At 63.1% G+C, this 17979-nt stretch carries 20 protein-coding genes; 13 read left to right on the top strand and 7 right to left on the bottom strand.

The features are described from left to right. Window positions 1-22: 22 nt before the first annotated feature. Both G473_RS0113100 and G473_RS0113095 read right to left on the bottom strand, forming a co-directional pair. On the bottom strand, window positions 23-838 hold the full coding sequence (locus tag G473_RS0113100; RefSeq protein ID WP_029013468.1) for a cupin domain-containing protein: 816 nt from the start codon (window positions 836-838) through the stop codon (window positions 23-25). Beyond that, window positions 838-1335 (bottom strand): VOC family protein, encoded by a 498-nt coding sequence (locus G473_RS0113095; protein WP_029013467.1) that lies wholly within the window; start codon window positions 1333-1335, stop codon window positions 838-840. The genes G473_RS0113100 and G473_RS0113095 overlap by 1 nt, the downstream gene beginning before the upstream one ends. Before the next feature lie 231 nt (window positions 1336-1566). Here G473_RS0113095 and G473_RS29330 point away from each other — a divergent pair, with 231 nt between their 5' ends. From G473_RS29330 to G473_RS0113065, 6 genes are all read left to right on the top strand, one after another. After that, the gene (locus G473_RS29330; protein WP_051330250.1) at window positions 1567-3132 is read left to right on the top strand and encodes an alpha/beta hydrolase; all 1566 of its coding nucleotides are present in this window, start codon (window positions 1567-1569) and stop codon (window positions 3130-3132) included. 63 nt (window positions 3133-3195) lie between these two features. Next, complete coding sequence (locus G473_RS0113085; RefSeq protein WP_029013466.1) at window positions 3196-3852, top strand: hypothetical protein; 657 nt, start codon at window positions 3196-3198, stop codon at window positions 3850-3852. A gap of 57 nt (window positions 3853-3909) precedes the next feature. Further along, the gene (locus tag G473_RS0113080) at window positions 3910-4632 is read left to right on the top strand and encodes a DUF3108 domain-containing protein (RefSeq protein ID WP_029013465.1); all 723 of its coding nucleotides are present in this window, start codon (window positions 3910-3912) and stop codon (window positions 4630-4632) included. A gap of 79 nt (window positions 4633-4711) precedes the next feature. Next, window positions 4712-5374 carry a hypothetical protein gene (locus G473_RS0113075; protein ID WP_029013464.1) on the top strand — a complete coding sequence of 221 codons (663 nt, stop codon included), beginning with the start codon at window positions 4712-4714 and terminating at the stop codon, window positions 5372-5374. Between the two features lie 71 nt (window positions 5375-5445). Further along, window positions 5446-5673 carry an AbrB/MazE/SpoVT family DNA-binding domain-containing protein gene (locus G473_RS0113070; protein ID WP_029013463.1) on the top strand — a complete coding sequence of 76 codons (228 nt, stop codon included), beginning with the start codon at window positions 5446-5448 and terminating at the stop codon, window positions 5671-5673. Next, on the top strand, window positions 5670-6053 hold the full coding sequence (locus G473_RS0113065; RefSeq protein ID WP_029013462.1) for a type II toxin-antitoxin system death-on-curing family toxin: 384 nt from the start codon (window positions 5670-5672) through the stop codon (window positions 6051-6053). The genes G473_RS0113070 and G473_RS0113065 overlap by 4 nt, the downstream gene beginning before the upstream one ends. A gap of 40 nt (window positions 6054-6093) precedes the next feature. Here the strand turns inward: G473_RS0113065 and G473_RS0113060 are convergent, their stop codons facing one another. Then, window positions 6094-7743 (bottom strand): FAD-binding oxidoreductase, encoded by a 1650-nt coding sequence (locus G473_RS0113060; RefSeq protein WP_084438083.1) that lies wholly within the window; start codon window positions 7741-7743, stop codon window positions 6094-6096. A gap of 151 nt (window positions 7744-7894) precedes the next feature. On the opposite strand from G473_RS0113060, the gene G473_RS0113055 reads away from it, so the two are divergent. The 7 genes from G473_RS0113055 (at window position 7895) to G473_RS0113025 (ending at window position 15414) form a co-directional block, all read left to right on the top strand. Continuing rightward, entirely contained in the window at window positions 7895-9562 is a 1668-nt protein-coding gene (locus G473_RS0113055; protein ID WP_029013460.1) for an alpha/beta fold hydrolase, read from the top strand. A gap of 4 nt (window positions 9563-9566) precedes the next feature. Next, window positions 9567-10481, top strand: a complete 915-nt coding sequence (locus G473_RS0113050; RefSeq protein ID WP_029013459.1) for a VOC family protein — start codon at window positions 9567-9569, stop codon at window positions 10479-10481. Continuing rightward, entirely contained in the window at window positions 10481-11764 is a 1284-nt protein-coding gene (locus G473_RS0113045) for an MFS transporter (RefSeq protein ID WP_051330249.1), read from the top strand. Before G473_RS0113050 ends, G473_RS0113045 begins: the two co-directional genes overlap by 1 nt. 120 nt (window positions 11765-11884) lie before the next feature. After that, window positions 11885-12577 carry an isochorismatase family protein gene (locus G473_RS0113040; protein WP_035707116.1) on the top strand — a complete coding sequence of 231 codons (693 nt, stop codon included), beginning with the start codon at window positions 11885-11887 and terminating at the stop codon, window positions 12575-12577. 74 nt (window positions 12578-12651) lie between these two features. Continuing rightward, entirely contained in the window at window positions 12652-13608 is a 957-nt protein-coding gene (locus tag G473_RS0113035; RefSeq protein ID WP_029013456.1) for a polysaccharide deacetylase family protein, read from the top strand. Continuing rightward, entirely contained in the window at window positions 13605-14525 is a 921-nt protein-coding gene (locus G473_RS0113030) for a polysaccharide deacetylase family protein (protein ID WP_029013455.1), read from the top strand. The genes G473_RS0113035 and G473_RS0113030 overlap by 4 nt, the downstream gene beginning before the upstream one ends. A gap of 106 nt (window positions 14526-14631) precedes the next feature. Beyond that, window positions 14632-15414 carry an enoyl-CoA hydratase-related protein gene (locus G473_RS0113025; RefSeq protein ID WP_029013454.1) on the top strand — a complete coding sequence of 261 codons (783 nt, stop codon included), beginning with the start codon at window positions 14632-14634 and terminating at the stop codon, window positions 15412-15414. A 19-nt stretch (window positions 15415-15433) separates the two neighbouring features. On the opposite strand, the gene G473_RS0113020 is transcribed toward G473_RS0113025, so the two are convergent. The 4 genes from G473_RS0113020 to G473_RS0113005 all read right to left on the bottom strand — a co-directional run bounded on the left by G473_RS0113020 (window position 15434) and on the right by G473_RS0113005 (window position 17972). Then, window positions 15434-16105, bottom strand: a complete 672-nt coding sequence (locus tag G473_RS0113020) for an SPOR domain-containing protein (protein WP_029013453.1) — start codon at window positions 16103-16105, stop codon at window positions 15434-15436. Continuing rightward, a complete protein-coding gene (locus tag G473_RS0113015) occupies window positions 16102-16791 on the bottom strand; it encodes a hypothetical protein (RefSeq protein ID WP_029013452.1) in 690 nt (229 codons plus the stop codon). The genes G473_RS0113020 and G473_RS0113015 overlap by 4 nt, the downstream gene beginning before the upstream one ends. A 169-nt stretch (window positions 16792-16960) precedes the next feature. Continuing rightward, window positions 16961-17350 (bottom strand): DUF4280 domain-containing protein, encoded by a 390-nt coding sequence (locus G473_RS0113010; RefSeq protein ID WP_029013451.1) that lies wholly within the window; start codon window positions 17348-17350, stop codon window positions 16961-16963. A 1-nt stretch (window position 17351) separates the two neighbouring features. Further along, complete coding sequence (locus tag G473_RS0113005; RefSeq protein ID WP_035707114.1) at window positions 17352-17972, bottom strand: toxin-antitoxin system YwqK family antitoxin; 621 nt, start codon at window positions 17970-17972, stop codon at window positions 17352-17354. Window positions 17973-17979 lie beyond the last annotated feature (7 nt).

The following is a 17979-nucleotide window of genomic DNA, read 5'->3' as shown; positions in this document are numbered from 1 at the left end:
TTGTCCGGATTTTCACTTAAAATCAGTAAGTTGGCCGATCACTATGAGGAGCAGACCAGGATGTGGGCGCCCCTTCCGGCAGCACAGGCTGAAAAGAAGGGCGATAATGGATGGGGTGGCGCTGCTCGCTCCAATGCGTGCTGATGCGGTTGGCACCCGGGCTGCGCATGAACATCAGGAAGCCGAACTCCGACACATGCAGCCCATGCCAGATACCGGGCGGGCGGTAAAAATAAGCGCCGTCGCGCATGACACCCTGGGGTGATTTCATCTCCCCGTGAATCATGAACATTTCTTCCGCATGGGGGTGTTTTTCCAGCGGCAGGTCGGGCGCTTCAGGAAAGCCGTGCGGCAATCCTGCCAGCAGGAAAGTCCGCCCGCTATCACCCGACCCCAGACGCAGCACTTTGCGGGCATTGTGCATATGGCGAAGCTGCGGATCGTAGGTGGAAACGTCCCACGGCATGGCGAGACTATTGATCAGGATGGCGGGGTCCGGCTCACCGGTTGGTACCGGCCGTTCCTCCCGGATTTCCAGGAGAAGCGCGCCTTTATCGCTGCGCCACGCCAAGGAGGGCGTACCGGCAGGGCGATAGCCATAGGCGTGAGGCGCCAGTTCGTGCCCATCAATATTGATCGCCCCATCCAGGACATAGAATTCCATGGAGGTGCCGGGCCGCGGCGCCGGAGCCTGGCCCACCCCCGCCGGATAGCGTCGCAGCACCGTTCCATCGCCAGTATCGGGGTCGATATTCAGCGGCTTAACCGCTGTTCCCGTCCCCTCTTCCTGCCAGTCCACCTGTTGCGACTGCACGAATTCCACGTGCGGCCGTGCCATTACAACACCACCGGCTGGGTACGGTTCTGTTCTGCCGGATCGCGTTCCACCAGATTGATCAGCACCCCGTCCGGATCCCGCAGGCAGGATTCCATCTGCTGACGATGGGGCATGTTGAACAGGATGGCATCAGGTGCCCAGGTGGCACCAGCCGCACGGCAGGCGATGATCGCTTCCGTGATCGGCTTGGCATAGATGACCAATGCCACTTCACCGATGCGGGGTGGACCGGCTGACAGAGGCAGCGCCTCGGGAACCGGTTCCGTCACCTCGAACAGGCCGACCATGCCGAAATTGGGGCCGTCGGCCCGCTTCAGGATGCAGCAGCGCACCTTGGATGTCGGTGGAACCGCCAGGACCGTGGCCGCAGACGGACCGTCCAGCATCCCTTCAAAATAGACCGCGTCGAACCCTAAAGCCTTGTAGAACCGAATCGACCGATCCAGGTCGCGCACAAACAGCGCGGCGCGGATCAAGGCGGATAATTCATGGGCCATCAAATCCCTCCGATATGCGATGAGCGGATGGATGGAACCGCATAAACATACCATGGCATGCGGCTCTGAAACATATCTTAACGCGTAACATCCAAACCGATGGGCGACTGGCAGGGGTATTTTCCTGCTTATAGATATGTGTTTATATCATTTCAGACAGCGCGATCCCGTGCAACACGCAATATTCTGATCGCCGCTTCTTCCTCTCCTTTTTTGATCGGAGCGTCCGCCGTGACCCATCCCATCGTGCAAACCCGCCATTTCGTGGAAGTTGACGGGCGGACTGTCCATTACCGGCGCTGGGGCCATGGGCCAGCCATCCTGGCATTGCACGGCTCGCCGCAATCCTCGCGCACCATGGCAGCGATGGGGGAAATGCTGGCGGCGCGCGGGTTCTGCGTTATTGCGCCTGACACGCCGGGTAATGGCCTGTCCCCTCCCCTTACCGCCACGCTGCCGGACAGTGATGCCTATGCCATGGCATTGGGCCGTTTCGCGGAGGTATTGGGGCTGAAGCGGGTGGGGCTTTATGGCTTCCATACTGGTGCCACCATCGCCTGCGCCTTTGCTGCGCTCTATCCTGACCGGGTGACGGGGGCCCTGTTCGATGGCCTGCCTTGTTGGTCGGAGGAGGAAAGGGCCGATTGTCTGGCCCACTACCTGCCGCCCTTGCTGCCATCCTGGGATGGCAGCCATATGTGTTGGGTCTGGTCACGAATCGAAGAACAGATGATGTTCTTCCCCTGGCACCGGGCCTTGCCATCGGCCCGGATGGACTATGATCTCTCCACCCCCTCCTATCTGCATGGCAATGCCATGGATCTGCTGGAAGCGGGCGATAATTACCGCAACACCTATCGTGCCGCCTTCACCTTTCGCCCCGACCATTGGCTGCCGGCCCTGAAATCTGACTATCTGATCATCGTGACGCAAGCCGATGTGCTGCGCGGTCACCTGTCGCGGCCTGGGCTGGCGGGTGCCGCTGCGCGCATCGTGCCGGATGCCCCCAGCTTGCGCGCGGCTGCCACCGACTGGCTGGCGGCACATCCGGGGGATGAAGCGCCGGCCGTCGTAGAGTCGGACAGGCGTGGCTTTTTACCCACCAGCAAGGGACCAATCGCCTGGCGTGGAAGGTTAACGGGCCATGGTCAGCCGCTGGTGCTGCTGCACCGGGCTGGTGGCACTGGAGGGGACTTTGACGGGGTGACCGCGCGGACAAACCGGCCCGTCCTGGCCTTCGACCTGCCGGGTCATGGCGAAAGCCAGACTATTCCGTTGGCCGCCAGTCTGCCGACGCTGGCGACCGTGATCCGTGAAGCGATCAGTGCCGCTGGCTTCACCCAGCCGCTGGTTGCCGGTCGGGGGCTGGGGGGGTTGATTGCAACGCAACTGGCGGCGGATGGCGTTGCAGCAAAATCCGTCCATCTGGGCGATGATCTGGTGCTGGACCCGGCAGATGGCGCCCCCTCCCTGGCGCCGGAATGGGATGGCGCGCATCTGGTTCGGGCTTTCCGCATCGCCCGGCGGGAACGGCTGTTCCGGCCCTGGCATAAGGGCGACCAAGCCGCTGCCCTGCATCCGCCCGGCGATCTGGAGCCCGGCGACATCCAGAAACGGGCCTTGTCCCTGTTGAAAGCCGGGGCGCAGTGGCAGGAAGCCGTGGCGCTGGAAACGCGCATCGACGCGGCGTCCTTACGCACCCAAGCCGGTAACCGCCACCAGCATCTGGCCGATGCGGTACTGGATGGCGGCGGCACGCTGGGCGGATGGTTGCCCCGTCTTCTTGCCCTGACCTGAGATTTCGGGTTCCCTGACTTGTCATAATGATATATCTCTAGGACAATAATAAGGGGGCTTCGAATGGGCGAGTTGCTGTTCACCCTGCTGCACCTGCTGATCTTCGTTTATTGGCTGGGCGGCGATCTGGGGGCGTTTTATGCCTCCACCATCCTGACCGACGCGAAAGCCACCCCGCCGCAACGGGCCACGGCTTTGCGCATTCTGATGGCCGTGGACATGGCGCCGCGTACAGCGCTGATCCTGGCTTTGCCCACCGGCCTGACCCTGGCCTCCATCAAAGGCTGGCTGGCGGAACTGCCGCCCGCCTTCCTGGCCGCGGTCTGGGTGGTCATGCTGGTCTGGCTGGCCCTGGCCTGGGCTGTCCATATCACCCATGGCAAGCAACCCTGGCTGCGCACGGTGGATCTGGTGATCCGCTGGGCCGTGCTGCTTGGCTGTGCCGGATTGGGCATTGCCGGTATTGCCGGCCTGATCCATCTGCCGCATTTCATTGCCGCCAAGCTGTTGATCCTGGCCATTGCGATTTCGCTGGGCCTGTTGATCCGGCTGCTGCTGCGGCCCCTGATGGCACCCTTCGGCCAGATGATGGCCACGGGCGCCACACCGGAAACCGATGCCGCCATCAAAGGCGTGCTGGCCCGCGCCCGTCCCGTCGTGATGCTGCTCTGGTTGTTGCTGCTGATGGCGGCAACGCTGGGGCTTGGCACCCCGACCTGACGCACCCCATCCCCAATGGCCCACGATAGAGGCCAAGACCGACAGGAGAACCAAGGCATGCAGCATCGCACGATCCGCGGCACCATCCGCTACACGTCACGCAAGCCGGAACGGGTGGGCCAGGAACGCGGCCGCGAACATTTCACCATGACCCGCCATACCGATGGCAAGCTGACCATCCGCGCCCAATGTGAGATTGAAGAGCCGGCGCCCACCGTGCTGCGCGACATCATCTATTCACTGGATGAAAATGACCGGCCGATGGATTGCCATGTCCGCCTGACCGTGGGCGACAAATTCATGGGCACCGGCTGGTTCCGGATGAGCCCGGGCCTGATTGAATGCGAAAGTTATGGTCCTTCCATTGGCCGCGTCTCGCAGCAGATGCCGGTGGAAGGCCATTATGACGGGTTCGGTACCCATCCCATCATCGGGGATGCCTATCTGACGCGCTGCCTGGACCTGTCGCGCGGGCCGCATAAGCGGGAAATCCGCGCCTTCCTGCCATCGGTCGACCATCGCGGCGCCACGCCGCCGCTGATCGCGGAAAGCCGGCTTTATATGGAATATGTCGGGGAGGAGACGGTCACCGTCACCGCCGGCACCTTTGAATGCCGCCATTACCGCTTCTCCGATGAAGATGGTGGCATGGTCAACGCCAATGGTGCCCACCCCGTCTATGATGTGTGGGTCACCAAAGACGAGGACAGCATCTTCGTCCAGGGTGGTGTCGGCGGTTACATGATGACCTGGTACGAACTGGTCAGCCTGGAGCGCTGACCCTTTCCCACCCGATGAGAAAGGGGCTGCACACACGGCCCCTTTCTCTGGCGCCTGCGCGTATCATTGGGGGGGAAGAATGATCATTGAGTGGCTATTGCCCCTGCACATTGCCATTCTCGGCTATTGGCTGGGGTCGGAACTGGTCATTAACAGCACGTTTCGCTATGTCTGTGCCCAGCCGGGCATCCCGATCGGGGAACGCAACCGGCTGATGGGCCATGTGATGACGGTTGACCAGCATGTGCGCTACGCCCTGGTCCTGCAGGCCAGTTTAGGCCCGGCTATCGCCATCCATTACGGCTATATTCCCGGCGGACCGGCGGTCGCAAACGGATTCCTCGCTTTCGGGGTGCTGTGGCTGGGTTTTGTGGAACTGGTCCACCGGCTGCGCCATGGCAGCCAGGGCCATATCCTTGCCGCCATCGACCGTGCATCGCGCTATGTGTTGATCGCCCTGCTGCTGGCGACTGCCATCGGCCTGATCGGTGCCGACTGGCCCATGCCGGGCTGGCTGCGCTTGAAATTGGGTCTATTCGCTGCCGTCGTGGCTTGCGGCGTGGGTATTCGCTTCGCCCTGATCGGGCTTTTCCGCACCTGGCGGGTGATCCAGGCAGAGGGCAGCAACACGGACAGGGAGCAAAGCCTGCGTCAGGGCGCGCGTCACGGCACGGCCATTGTCTGCCTGCTCTGGCTCTTCATCGCCGCCATCACCGTGATCAGCGTCTGGAAGCCTTTCTGAAAATGAGGAATGTTCTGGCGCGGGCCTGAATGCTATATAATGGACATTATAATTTGGCTGGAGGCCCGGAGATGCTCGCATTCAAGGTAACGACGGTTGGGGCTTCCGCCGGTATCATTTTAACCAAGGAAGCGCTGGCGCACCTTAAAGTCCAGAAGGGCGACACGCTGTATTTGACCGAAGCGCCGGATGGCAGCTATCGGCTGACCCCCTATGACCCCACATTTGAACGCCAGATGTCCTTGGCGGAGGAAATCATGCATGAGGATCGGGATATCCTGCGTGCCCTGGCGAAATGAAGGAGTGGCGCTGGCTCGGTTCCCGGATCATCTATGCTGTGCATGATCGGCAACTTGCCGAACATGGCGGCAGAGATGGAATACGCGATCAGGGCTCCGTAGAATCAGCACTAACCAGGCCGCAAAACCTTACCCTCTATGGCACGCCCGATGTGGCTGATCTGGCGGCAGCCTATGTCTATGGGCTGACGAAAAATCACGGATTTATTGATGGCAACAAACAGACGGCCTGGATTGCCGCCCGTTTGTTCCTGGCCGATAACGGCTACCGCATACGCATAGATAAGGTTGATGCGGTTCGTACTGTGGAGGCCGTTGCCGCCAGCAGGATGAGTGAGGCGGAACTTGCATCATGGTTTCGCGACCGGATCATCAAGTGATGGGGCCGCGAAACCATGAATGATACCTTCTACTCCCGCCTTACAGTCCCAACACACCCGGATTGACGCGCCTTTCCGGGTCCAGCACCTGCTTGATCCCTTGCAGCAGGTCCACGCTGGCCGCGTCCCGGCTTTCCAGATAGGGATATGTGCGGCCAACCTGCAAATGGCCCAGCCCTTCCCGCTTGAACAAAGCCAGCAGGCGCTGGCGGGCCTTTTCCACGACAGCCGCCGCCGCCGGATTGGCCGGATATGCGGGCAGCTTCGCCATATGGGATTTTTCCACATAGGCGTCATGGATCGGCATCATCGCATCCGGCCAGTAGAAGGTCGGCTCGATCACCAGGGCATTGGTGGACAGGGAGCTGAACAGGAAAGCGTTTTCGATCCCATGTTCATCCAGTTCCGCCCGCATGCCATCAAACTCCGCCTCAATCGCGGTGAAAATGGCATGGGCACGGGACAGCGGTGCCAGACAATGGATCGGCACCCAGCGTTCCCCATTTGGGCCGACCATGGAATTCAACGCCACAAAGGGCTGGGCGCGCATCACCTTGGGGATCGTGTTCTCCACCTCCACCCCGTTGAAGCGGGCGGCAATGCGCTTGGCTTCAGCCACATCGTCGGCAACACCGGCGGCTGAGCGCCCCTCGCACACGATATGCAGAGCGAAATCACCATCATCAATAAAGCTGCGCCCGGCCAGCGCCACCTTCGCCGCCTCTTTCATCCCTTTGAGGAAGGAGCCCTGCTTGCCGACCACGTTCTTCAGCGCCCCCAGATCGGAGGCCAGGGAGGCACGCTTCAGGCGGATGCGGGTAAGGCGCGGGTCGAAACCGCATAGTTCACAGGCGATGCCGGCACGCGTCATCTCCGTCATCGCCGCGAGCATGTCCGGGCTGGTCTTGAAGGAGAAGGAAACATAACCTTCATGCTTGGGCGCACGGATCAGCCGCAACGTCACTTCCGCCTTGATGGCAAAAGCCCCGCAATCCCCGGCAAACAGGCCCGTCACATCCGGGCCATAGAAACGGTAGAAGGGGCTGTTGCCATCCGCCCCACGGGCGCCGGTGCGCAGTACACGGCCATCGGCCAGCACCAGCGAGAGGGCGACCACGCTTTCCCCCGTGGTGCCATGATGGCCGGCGCCGAAGAAGGCATTGCCCTGCGACAGACCGCCGCCGATGGTGGACACCAACCCAGAGAGGGCGCCCCAGAACGGGGTGCGCAGCCCCAGCGGGGCCAGCGTCTCATACAGGGTTTTCCAGGTGCAGCCGGCCTGTACCGTCACCACCATGTCATCGGCACGGATATCCAGCACCTTGTCCATGCGCGACAGGTCCAGCATGACGCTGCGTGGAGAAGATGGAATATAGCCCTTTGTGTAGCTCATCCCCCCGCCACGCGGGGCACAGGAGAAGCCAGCCGCATGAGCTGCCGATACCACTGCCGACAATTCATCTGTCGTCGCAGGGGCAACGACAAGCGCAGCCGGGGCAGCGGCAGCGATATAGATATCTTGGGAAAACAGGCCCCGATGCGGCGCATCACGATGGATGTGACCCTTACCGACAATGGCGGCCAGCCGCCCGGCCAGGGCCGTAACATCCTGGTCCGAAGGGATATCAGCCGGACCCGTACCGGCGGTCGATGCCGGAGCGGCACCGGTTTGGATGGAAAGATTCTGCATGAACCCTGTCCTTTGCCGAGGCAGTTTGTTCGCTAGCGCGTTTTATATTGATCTATTCGTATATCAATATACCATCGACCGGCAAGAACATGATGCAGCGGAAAACGCGGCACATTGACAGGATGGCTGAACGGACTGGGGAGAGCAGAGTGTGACGGACCCGCACATATGTAAAGCCTATGTCGTTGTGGATGGCGGTGTCGTCCATTATCGACGCGCCGGTTCCGGTCCCCCCATCGTGCTGCTGCATGACAGCCCGCGTTCCTCGGTGCTGCATCTGGACCTGATCGCGGCCCTGGCCGATCAATACACGGTCTATGCGCTGGACACGCCCGGTTATGGCCTGTCCACACCCTTGGCGGTGGATGGGCGCGGGCTGGAAATTGCCGATTTTGCCGATGCGCTGGCCCGGACAGTGACGGCGCTGGGACTGGAGAAAGCCGGGTTCTACGGCTTCCATACCAGTTCCAAGATTCTGCTGGATTTTGCCGTGCGCCACCCGTCGCGCGTGGCGGTGGCGCTGCTGGACGGGTTGTCCATCGCCCCCGGCGGCAAGCCCGACGGTGCCTTTATCGACACCTATATGCGCCCGTTCGATATTGATGCTGATGGCGCGTGGCTGGCGCGGGAATGGACGCGCGTGCGGGATACGATGCGCTGGTTCCCGTGGTTCGCGCCCCAGGCACGCTGCCGCATGCCCATCGCCCAGCCGGAAATCGGCGATATCCATGCCTATTTCATGGATTACGCCATGGCCGGCCCGCACTATAGCGGCGCCTACCGCGCCGCCATGTGGCACCAGCCCTTGGCGAATGTGTCGAAAGTGGCGGTGCCGGCCCAGGTGATGGCACGGGCCGATGATGTGCTGTTCCGCTGTCTGGACCTGCTGCCCGATCCTTTGCCGCCCACCCTGTCCGTTGCGCGCCTGTCAGCCGACCGCGTCGCCTGGATGGCGCATATCCGCCGCATGTTTGATGATCACCGCGAGGATATGATCGCCGGGCCGATGCCCGTCGTGGAAGCGCAGCCGGGACCGCGTTATGTTGATCTGCCGCATGGGCAGATGCATGTGCGCTTCCATCCCGGCCAGGGCCGTCCCATCCTCTGCCTGCATGACCTGCCGGGCGGCAGCGGGGCGGAGGACGCTCTCCATCAGGCGCTGGCCGCCGGCGGTCGCCCCGTCATCGCCCCGGACCTGCCGGGCTGTGGTGCCTCAGTGCCGCTGCCCGACCCGACGGCGGATGCCTATGTCCGCGCCCTGGCGCAAAGCGTGGCCGCCCTCGGGTTCAAGGAATTCGATCTGGTCGCCAATGGCCTGTCCGTGCCGCTGGCGCTTTGTCTGCTGACAGCAGGATTGCCGGTGCGCCGGGCCGTGCTGGATGGGTTGCCGGTGCTGGAAGGCGCGGCCAGGGAGGGCATGCTGGCCTATCTGGCAGCCCCCCTGTCCCCGGACATGGCCGGCAGCCATTTGCTGCGCGCCTTCCACGCATTGCGTGATGCCGCAGCCGCCTTCCCTGCCCAGGATTTGTCCATCCCGGCCGTGCGCAGTGATAGTGCAGTGTTGCAGCCCGCCCTGCTCTATCGCCGGGTGCTGGACATGCTGCAACAGCCCCAGCATCAGGGTGATGCCCTGCGCGCTGCGTTCAGCACTGATACCAGGACGCTGCTGGGCGCCGTTCCGGTGCCGCTGCTGCTGGCGGATGTGGCGGGTGACCCGCTTTACAAGGCGGTGGCCGACGTGACGCCCGCCACCCGCTTAGCGCGTGATCCCGATCCGGTGGCCCGTGGGGCTGCCTTCCTTGATTTCCTGAACGGATGACAAGATGACGAGCACAGGTTTCGACCGGCACGGCCGGATCAAGTGCGGTACCGTGGCCACCCCCGCTTTTGATGCGACGCTGGCCGATTATCGCGACCTGCTGGGGCTGGAGCTGGTGGAACAGGGGACGGTTCCTGTCGATCTGGCCGCAAGCTGGGATGCCCCCGCCGTGGCCGGTGCCCGTACCGCCCTGCTGCGCCCGGCGGGCGGCAATGGCTGCTATTACCGTCTGGTGGAGGTGGAAGCCACGCCGGATTATCGCCCCGCCCGGTCCTATGGCTGGGTGGCGTATGAGATCACCGTGGAGGATGTCTTCGCCTTGCATGAAAAGGTGGCAGAGGCCTTCAAGGTCATCGGCCCGCCCAAGCATGTGGAAGGCTTCACCAATTTCATCCCCATGCAGGTGGTGGGGCGCAGCGGTGAGATTCTCTATCTCAACCAGGTTCTGAAATCGATGAGCGACGTGGATCTGCCAATGGCAGACTCCATGGTGGATATCATCTTCATCGCCATCCTGGCCGCATCCGACCGGCAGGCGTCGATTGATTTCCAGGTGCGTCATCTGGGTTTCGCTGAAGGCGGCACCTACAACATCCCTTATAGCGTCATCAACAACGCCTTTGCCCTGCCCGCCGACAACCGCACCACGATCAGCATGACCAAGGTGGACCGGCTGCCGGTGGCGGAGATTGATCAATATCCGCAAGCCACCATCACCCGGCCGCAGCCGCCGGATGGTCTGCCGCCGGGCAATGCGCTGATCAGTTTCAATATCGACAATCTGGACAAAATCGACCTTCCTTTCCTGACCCCGCCTCAGGCGCGGCCCGGCCCGCTCTATGACGGACGCCGGGTTGCTACCCTGCGTGGCCCGGACGGGGAATTGTACGAACTGATCGAAACCGGAAAGGGCCTGTGATGAGCGTATCCGCCAAGGACAATACCGCCGCCATTCCGCCTTCCGGGCCGGCGCAGGGTGAATTTGCCAGGGGCTGGACCATCCTGCTGGCGGCCTTGCTGGGCACGATGTGCGGTGCCTCGCCCGTGCCGTACAACACGATCGGTTCCTTCCTGAAGCCGCTGACGGAAGAGTTCGGCTGGAATGTCGGTGATATCCAGATCGGTATCCTGATGTATGGCCTGACCGGCTGTATCATGGCCCCCATCGTGGGCGGGCTGGCCGACAAGTACGGCACCCGCCGCGTCGGGTTGCTGGCGCTGGCCGGGTTCGGGCTGGCCTTTGCCGCCACCGGCCTGACCAGTTCGCTCTTCATGTTCTACACCATGTATTTCCTCATGGGGCTGCTGGGGATCGGATCCACCCCGGTCACCTGGTCACGCGCCGTCAACTTGTGGTTCGTGCGCCATCGCGGGCTCGCACTGGGCATCATGCTGGTGGGCACCGGCATCGCAGCCTTCATCCTGCCGTCACTGACCGTCTTCCTGATTGAACGGTACGGCTGGCGGGTTGCCTATGCCGTGGTGGCCTTGCTGCCATTGCTGGTGGCCTTTCCCGTTGTTTACGCTTTTCTGCGCGATCCCGGCCCCGGCGATGTATCTGGCAATGGGCAGGACGGCCTCAGCGCCAACGTGCGAACCGGCGTTCCGCTGAATCAGGTTCTGCGCGACCGCCGCTTCTGGATCATGATCCTGTCCTTCCTGATGGTCTCGTTGGCCTATGGCGGGTTCCACACCAACCTGCAGAACATGATCCGGCTGAAAGGCTTCAGTGATGAGGCCGGCGCCTTGATCGCTGGTTGCGTCGGCCTGTCCATCATTGTCGGCCGTATCGGCACCGGTTATCTGGTTGATCGATTCTGGGCGCCGATGGTGGCCCTGCCGCTGCTGTCCATGCCGGCCTTTGCCTGCATGATCTTCATTGGCGATGCCGCGCCCCTGCCCCTGATCATCCTGGCCGCCGTCATGCTGGGCTTCGCCGCGGGTGCGGAAACCGACCTGATCGCCTATCTGTCCGGCCGCTATTTCGGCATGGCCTATTATGGTCGCATCTACGGAATGCTCTATGCCGCCTTTGCCGCCGGTTCCTCCTTCTCCCCCCCGCTTTACGGGTATGTCTATGCCAGCAGCGGCACCTATGCCCCGGTGCTGATCGCGGCGGCGCTGATGTTTGTCGGCGGTGGCATTCTGCTGCTGGGCCTGGGCCGTTACCCAACCAGCTTCCCCGTTGCCGCAAAGCGCTGACGCGACATAGCGGCGCACAAGCAAATGGGGGCGGGCATGGATTTCGCTGTTGCCGCCCGCCCCTGCTTCCCATAATAATGATATAAACTTATACCAATTACAGAACAGCGAGGCGGTCTGATGCGGTTCGAACCGACCATGGTGCGCGAGGAGAAAACGGCGCGCGAAATCTATGAACGGGTGAAGTCCAACCCCACCCGGGCCAAGTTCGGCTTTGGCCAGCGGCTGGCCATTGTGAATGTGGATTTCCAGCAGGCCTATACCCGCCCCGACCTGTTTCCCGTCTCGGCCTATGTCACCGACCCGGATCAGATCGCGCATACGAACCGGATCAGTGCGGCTGCCCGCGCCCTGGGCATGCCGGTGATCTGGACCCGCGTCTGCTACAAGGAAGATGGCGGCGATGCCGGCGTCTGGGGTACGCGCACCAACACGCCAGACAGTTTGCAGAACATCCGCAAGGACAGCGAGCGCCACGCCTTCGACCCGCGGGTGGAGATCGATGCGGCGGTGGATCTTGTCTATGACAAGCGCATGCCCTCGGCTTTCCACGAGACGCCGCTGCAATCCTATCTGATCTGGCACAAGATCGACACGGTGGTGATCACCGGCGGCAGCACGTCGGGCTGCATCCGCGCCACGGCGGTGGACAGCCTGTCACGCGGCTACCGCACCATTGTGCCGGAGGAATGCGTGGCCGATAAGCATGAGAGCTACCATTACGCCAACCTGACCGACCTGCTGCTGAAATATGCCGACGTGGTCGGCGTAGCAGAGGTTGAAGCCCATCTGGCCAGCCTGGTGGGGAAGTAACGGCGTTTGGGGTGCCGGATGGCGTCACATCGGCACCCCCTTTCGACATCGCATCATTCCGGGAAACCAAGCCCATGCATCGCGATCCCAATCTTTATGATTTCTGGCCCTATAAGGACCGGCCCAAGATCGTCTGGCCGGGGCAAAAGAAGCTGGCCTTCTGGGTCGCCCCCAATATCGAGTTTTACGAGCTGGACCCGCCCATCAACCCGTCGCGCAAGCCCTGGGGCCGGACGCACCCGGATGTGGTGCCCTATTCCGCGCGTGACTGGGGCAATCGGGTCGGCCATTGGCGCTTGATGGAAGTGATGGATGAATGCGGCGTGCGCGGCAGCATCAGCCTGTCCTGCGCCATGCTGGACCATCATCCGGAAATCATCCAGGCCTGTGTGGACCGCGACTGGGAGTTCTTCAGTCACGGCATCTACAATACCCGCTATTCCTACAATATGACCGAAGCGCAGGAGCGCGCGGTTATCGAGGACAGCATCAAATCGGTCATGGATGCCACCGGCCAGCGCATCCGCGGCTACCTGGCCCCGGCGCTGACCCATACCGAACGCACCATGGACCTGCTGGCGGAATATGAGTTCTGGTACAGTTGCGACCTGTTCCAGGATGACCAGCCCCAGCCCATGAAGGTAAAGGGCAATAACCGGCTGGTTTCCATGCCCTACAGCCTGGAAGTCAACGACGTCATCACCTATGGCGTCTACCATCAAAGCCCACGCGCCTATGCCGACGCGCTGATGCGCCATTTCGACCAGTTGCTGGAAGAAGGGGAAGAGAGCGGCACGGTGATGTGCATCCCGCTGCACGCCTATCTGGTGGGCCACCCGCACCGGATGGGACCGTTCCGCGAGGCGTTGCGCTATATCACCAGCCATCGTGACGATGTGTGGGTGACGACAGCGAAGGAAATCGCCGAATTCTACCTCGCCAACCATTACGACCAGTCGCTGGCCGATATAAAGGCGCGGGGCTGCGCCCGACCGGGCACCGGCTTTAATCCTGAAGGAGATGCGGCATGAGCACCCTTCCCGACAGCTATCTGACCTATGCCCAGCGCAAGGCCGGCCCGGACCATGATTATTATCCGGCCTCCCCGGTGCGTGACCGCGCGCCTGTAACCCTGCCGGACCAGGCCGCCCTGGGTCTCTGGGTGGTGGTGCCGCTGGAATTTTTCCCGCTCAACCCCTCCGGCCAACCTTTCAAGGCGCCGGGTGCCATGCAGACCCCCTATCCGGACCTGCGCCATTACACCACCCGCGATTATGGCAACCGTGTCGGCGCTTACCGGCTGTTGAAACTGTTCAACAAGCTGGGCCTGCGCGCCACCTTCGCCGTGCAGGGCGCGGTGGCGGAGCGTTATCCGGTGCTGGTGCGCGATCTGGTGGCCGATGGCCATGATATCTGTGCCCATGGCTGGGACACGGACAGCCTGCACCATTCCGGCCTGACGGAAGAGGTGGAAACCGGCTATATCACCCGCACGCTGGACGCGATCGAAACCGCCGGTGCCGCCCGCCCGGATGGGTGGTTGAGCCCGGCCCGCGCCGAGGGTTTCGCCACCCCGGCCCGGCTGGCCGGCGCTGGCATCCGCTGGTTTGCCGATTGGGCGCATGATGAATTGCCCACCCGTTTCAGCACGCCGGCCGGTGATCTGGCGGCACTGCCCCTGTCCAACGAGTTGGATGATTGGCAAATCCTGATCGCCTACACAAGGCCGGAGCATGAATGGCATGCCCAGGTCTCGGATGCGGCTGACTGGCTGGCGGCGGAAGCCAAGCAACTGGCCAGCCCGCGCATCCTGACCCTGACCATCCGCCCCTATGTCAGCGGCCTGCCCTATCGCATCCGCCCGCTGGCCGATAGCCTGAAGGGCGTGCTGGACAGGACGGACACCCGCGTCGTCAGCCCCCGCGATCTGCTGGCGGCTTTGGGCTGATCCCCCCCTTTTCCTTGCATCCCATCCCCTTGTTGCGGGGATGGGATGAAGGATGGTTTCATTGCCCTCCCATCTCACATTCCATCGCCAGTCCTGGGCCGAACCCATGTCCGATAAAGTCATCCTGCAGCGCGATGCCGACGGCATCGGCCGGCTGATCCTGAACCAGCCGGCCAAGCGCAATGCCTTGTCGCAGGAAATGTGGCGGCTGGTGCCGGAACGTCTGGCGGAAGCGGCAGCCGATCCGACTATCCGCGTGCTGATCGTGCAAGGGGCTGGCGGCACGTTCGCCGCCGGGGCCGATATTTCGGAATTTGAAGCGGCCTATGCCACGCGGGAAAGCACGGCTGCCTATGCCGGCGATATTGGTGGCGCCATGGAAGGGCTGGCCAGCTTCATCAAGCCGACCATCGCACTGATCCAGGGGGCCTGTGTCGGCGGCGGATTGGGGTTGGCGCTCGCCTGTGACATGCGCTTTGCCGCCAGCGATGCCCGCATGGGCATCACCCCTAGCAAGCTGGGGCTGGTCTATCCGCTGGGCGACACCAAACGGCTGGTGCAGGCAGTCGGCCCCAGCCATGCCAAGGATCTGCTGTTCACGGGCCGGCTGCTGGGCGCGGCAGAGGCCCTGTCCATGGGACTGGTCAACCGGGTGGAAGCGCCAGAAGCGCTGGAAGCGGCGACGCTGGATTACGCGGCCCAGATCACCGCCGCCAGCCAATATTCCACCCGCGCCATCAAGCGGATGATCAATCGCGTGCTGGCTGGCCAGACGGAAGAGTCGCCAGACACGGTGGCGGAATTTCTGGATGCTATCGAGGGGGTCGATTTCATCGAAGGGCGCGACGCCTTCCGCCAGAAGCGCAAGCCCGCCTTCACCTTCAACTGACACCTCACCCGTTCGCATATCACGAAGCCGGGCGCTGCCAGCTTACCACCTGGGCCGACAGGCCAGTGCGGGTGGCGGCATCCGTCGCCAGATCGCGGGCTGTCCGTTCATCCGGCACCACGCCCAGCGTGACGACATGCCACACAGGCATGCCGGGATAGGAGGCGGCGATCACTTCTGTGGCGAATCCCAGTTGGGCTAATGCCGCCGCCCGTTCCGCCGCATTTTCCACCAGCAGGAACCGCCCAACCTCCACCGAGATGATCCGATCAGACGGTGCCACCGGGTCAGGTGTTTGCCCCGCCAGGGTCCGCGCCTGACGTTCCAGCACCCCGGATTGCCCCACCGCCGCGTCGCTGCGCAGCCCCTTGACCACGGGCCCGGACGGGGCAGCAGGGGCCGCCGGCAAAGGGGGGGCCGTCGGTTCAGGCAGGGCCGCTGGCGGGGGCGAAACACCGCCAGCTGGCACGCCCGTGCCCGCGGGCATCGTGGCTTGTGGCGGTGCCGGTAGAGAGGGTGGGATTGCTGCGGGTGTGTGGGGGGGCTCGCTCTGCCCGGCTTCCACCTTGGGCACCATTTTCTCCGGCTGCGCCTCTTGCAGGCCCAGCCCCAGGGTCAACCCGGCAGCAAAGGTCAACAGACCGAACAGGACCACGCCCAACAGCAGAAAGGCAGGATGGATGCGCTTCACCGCGCCCTCGTCCCCGGCCAGAAGGGGGGCGGCGGGGGCATGATCACGCGCTTGGCCTGGGCTGTGGCCGTTGCCGCCTTGACCGGGACCGGCGGGGTGGAAGGCACCGGTCTGGCCCGGCTTGCCCCCTTTACCTCTATCGGTTCGGGCTTTTTCGGTGCAGGGGCCGTGCTGTGCTGCGGCACCGGCTCAGCGGCGGCTTTGGCGGTATCCGGCTGGGACCGCTGCGGCTGTTTCGGCTTTTCCGGGTCCAGCACTTTGCGCTGGTCGCGGAACGTGTTGCGCTGCATGCCGATGCCGCCCATTTGCAGCCGCTGCCAGGGCATGAACCTGTCTTCCGGCAGGCTGGCCTGCGCACGGAAAGCCGCAATCGGCTGATAGGTGCCGGAATAATTGCTCCACCAGTCCAACGCACCATTATCAAAGCGCACGGTGCCAGCATAAAGCACCGGGCGTCCCCCGGCGATGGCGGCGTGCCCTGCCTTGGACGAGATCAGCGTTTGCGCTCGCGCCTGCGTTTCCCCCGCCACGCGAACAAAATTATAGGTGCCATTGGGGCGCACCATCACCCCCCGATCCGCCTGCCGAACCTGGAAAACATCCTGACCCGATGGCACCAGTTCTTCCCCCGCGCTTCCGCGGCGCCCGCCAGCATTGGCGGTGCGGATGGCATCAAAGGTTTTCATCGGTTGGGCAACACCAGCCCTGAAAGCCCGCGACGCAGGCGCCGGGGCATGGGGTGGGGCAGGTTGTTTGCGGGCGGGAAAGGTCATGATCGTCCCTGTGGATGCCCGCAATGATACCTGCGTGCGCCACCGGCTTCAACCTTGCCGGACAATGGGCAAGCGCCAGCCGTCACGGCACCTGAACCGTCGCCTGACCGGCGAAATTGATGCTGATGGCCCCACCCCAGGCACACATGCATTTGGAACTGTTGTTCAACGCCGGCATATTGCCGATCAGGACTGTAGGCGCGCCGACAATCCAGGGCGCCACCGTCATCGGGATGCAGGGCATCGGTGTCAAGGCGCCCAAGGCCGCCGCGGTTGCAGCCGCCACCATCGGGTTGGCGATGCTGTTGCAGATGGCAAAGGGCGGGATATTCAGCATCGGGGCGAAATCCATGATATTGGCCGCCGGCGGTCCCGCAGCCATGGTCCGGTTCAGCGGCAGCACGGACAAGGCCGCCGGGGCCGCCCCGAAGCTGCATTGCATAAGCGCACCCGCCACCACCTGCTGCCCCATCTCATCCCCCTTTGCCGAACAGACGTTCCTTCAGTCCCGGTTTGCGGGCGGGCGGTGCCATTGCCGCCGCCGGGGCGGCTGGCGATTGCTGCACCCCATCCTCATAGCGCAACCGTTCCACTTCCGCGCCGGCCGGATCATAGATCACCAGTTCACCTTGCAGCAGCCCGCCGCTGTAAATAGCTTCCTGCCGCACAATGCCACCAGGATGGTAGTCCACCACCGGCCCTTGCAGCAGATCCTCCTCATAGGTTTCCAGGCGCAGGGGCGCGCCATCGGGATAATAGATCATGGCCGTGCCGTTTTTCCGCCCTGCCTGGAAAGGCACGATGGCGGTCAGGCGGCCGGCAGGATCATAACTCCGCACCTCCCCTTCCAGCACACCATCCTGATAAGTCATCTCCAGCACCGGTCGCCCGGCCAGGAACGTGACCGCCGGGCCATTCAGCACTCCGGCGACGAAACTCAACCGCGCTTCTGCCCGGCCAAGCGCATCGAAACTTTCCATTACCCCGTCCAGCGCGCCGGCGCGCATGGGCAGGCGACGGCGCAGGGTGCCGGCTTCGTCGAATTCTTCCGTCAGGGTCGGTTCATCACCAGCAACGGGGTTTTCATCAGCCACAAGCACA

This window comes from Niveispirillum irakense DSM 11586 (assembly GCF_000429645.1).
GTDB lineage: Bacteria > Pseudomonadota > Alphaproteobacteria > Azospirillales > Azospirillaceae > Niveispirillum > Niveispirillum irakense.
The sequence above is the reverse complement of the archived record's forward strand: the minus strand, read 5'-3'. Positions and strand labels throughout refer to the sequence as shown.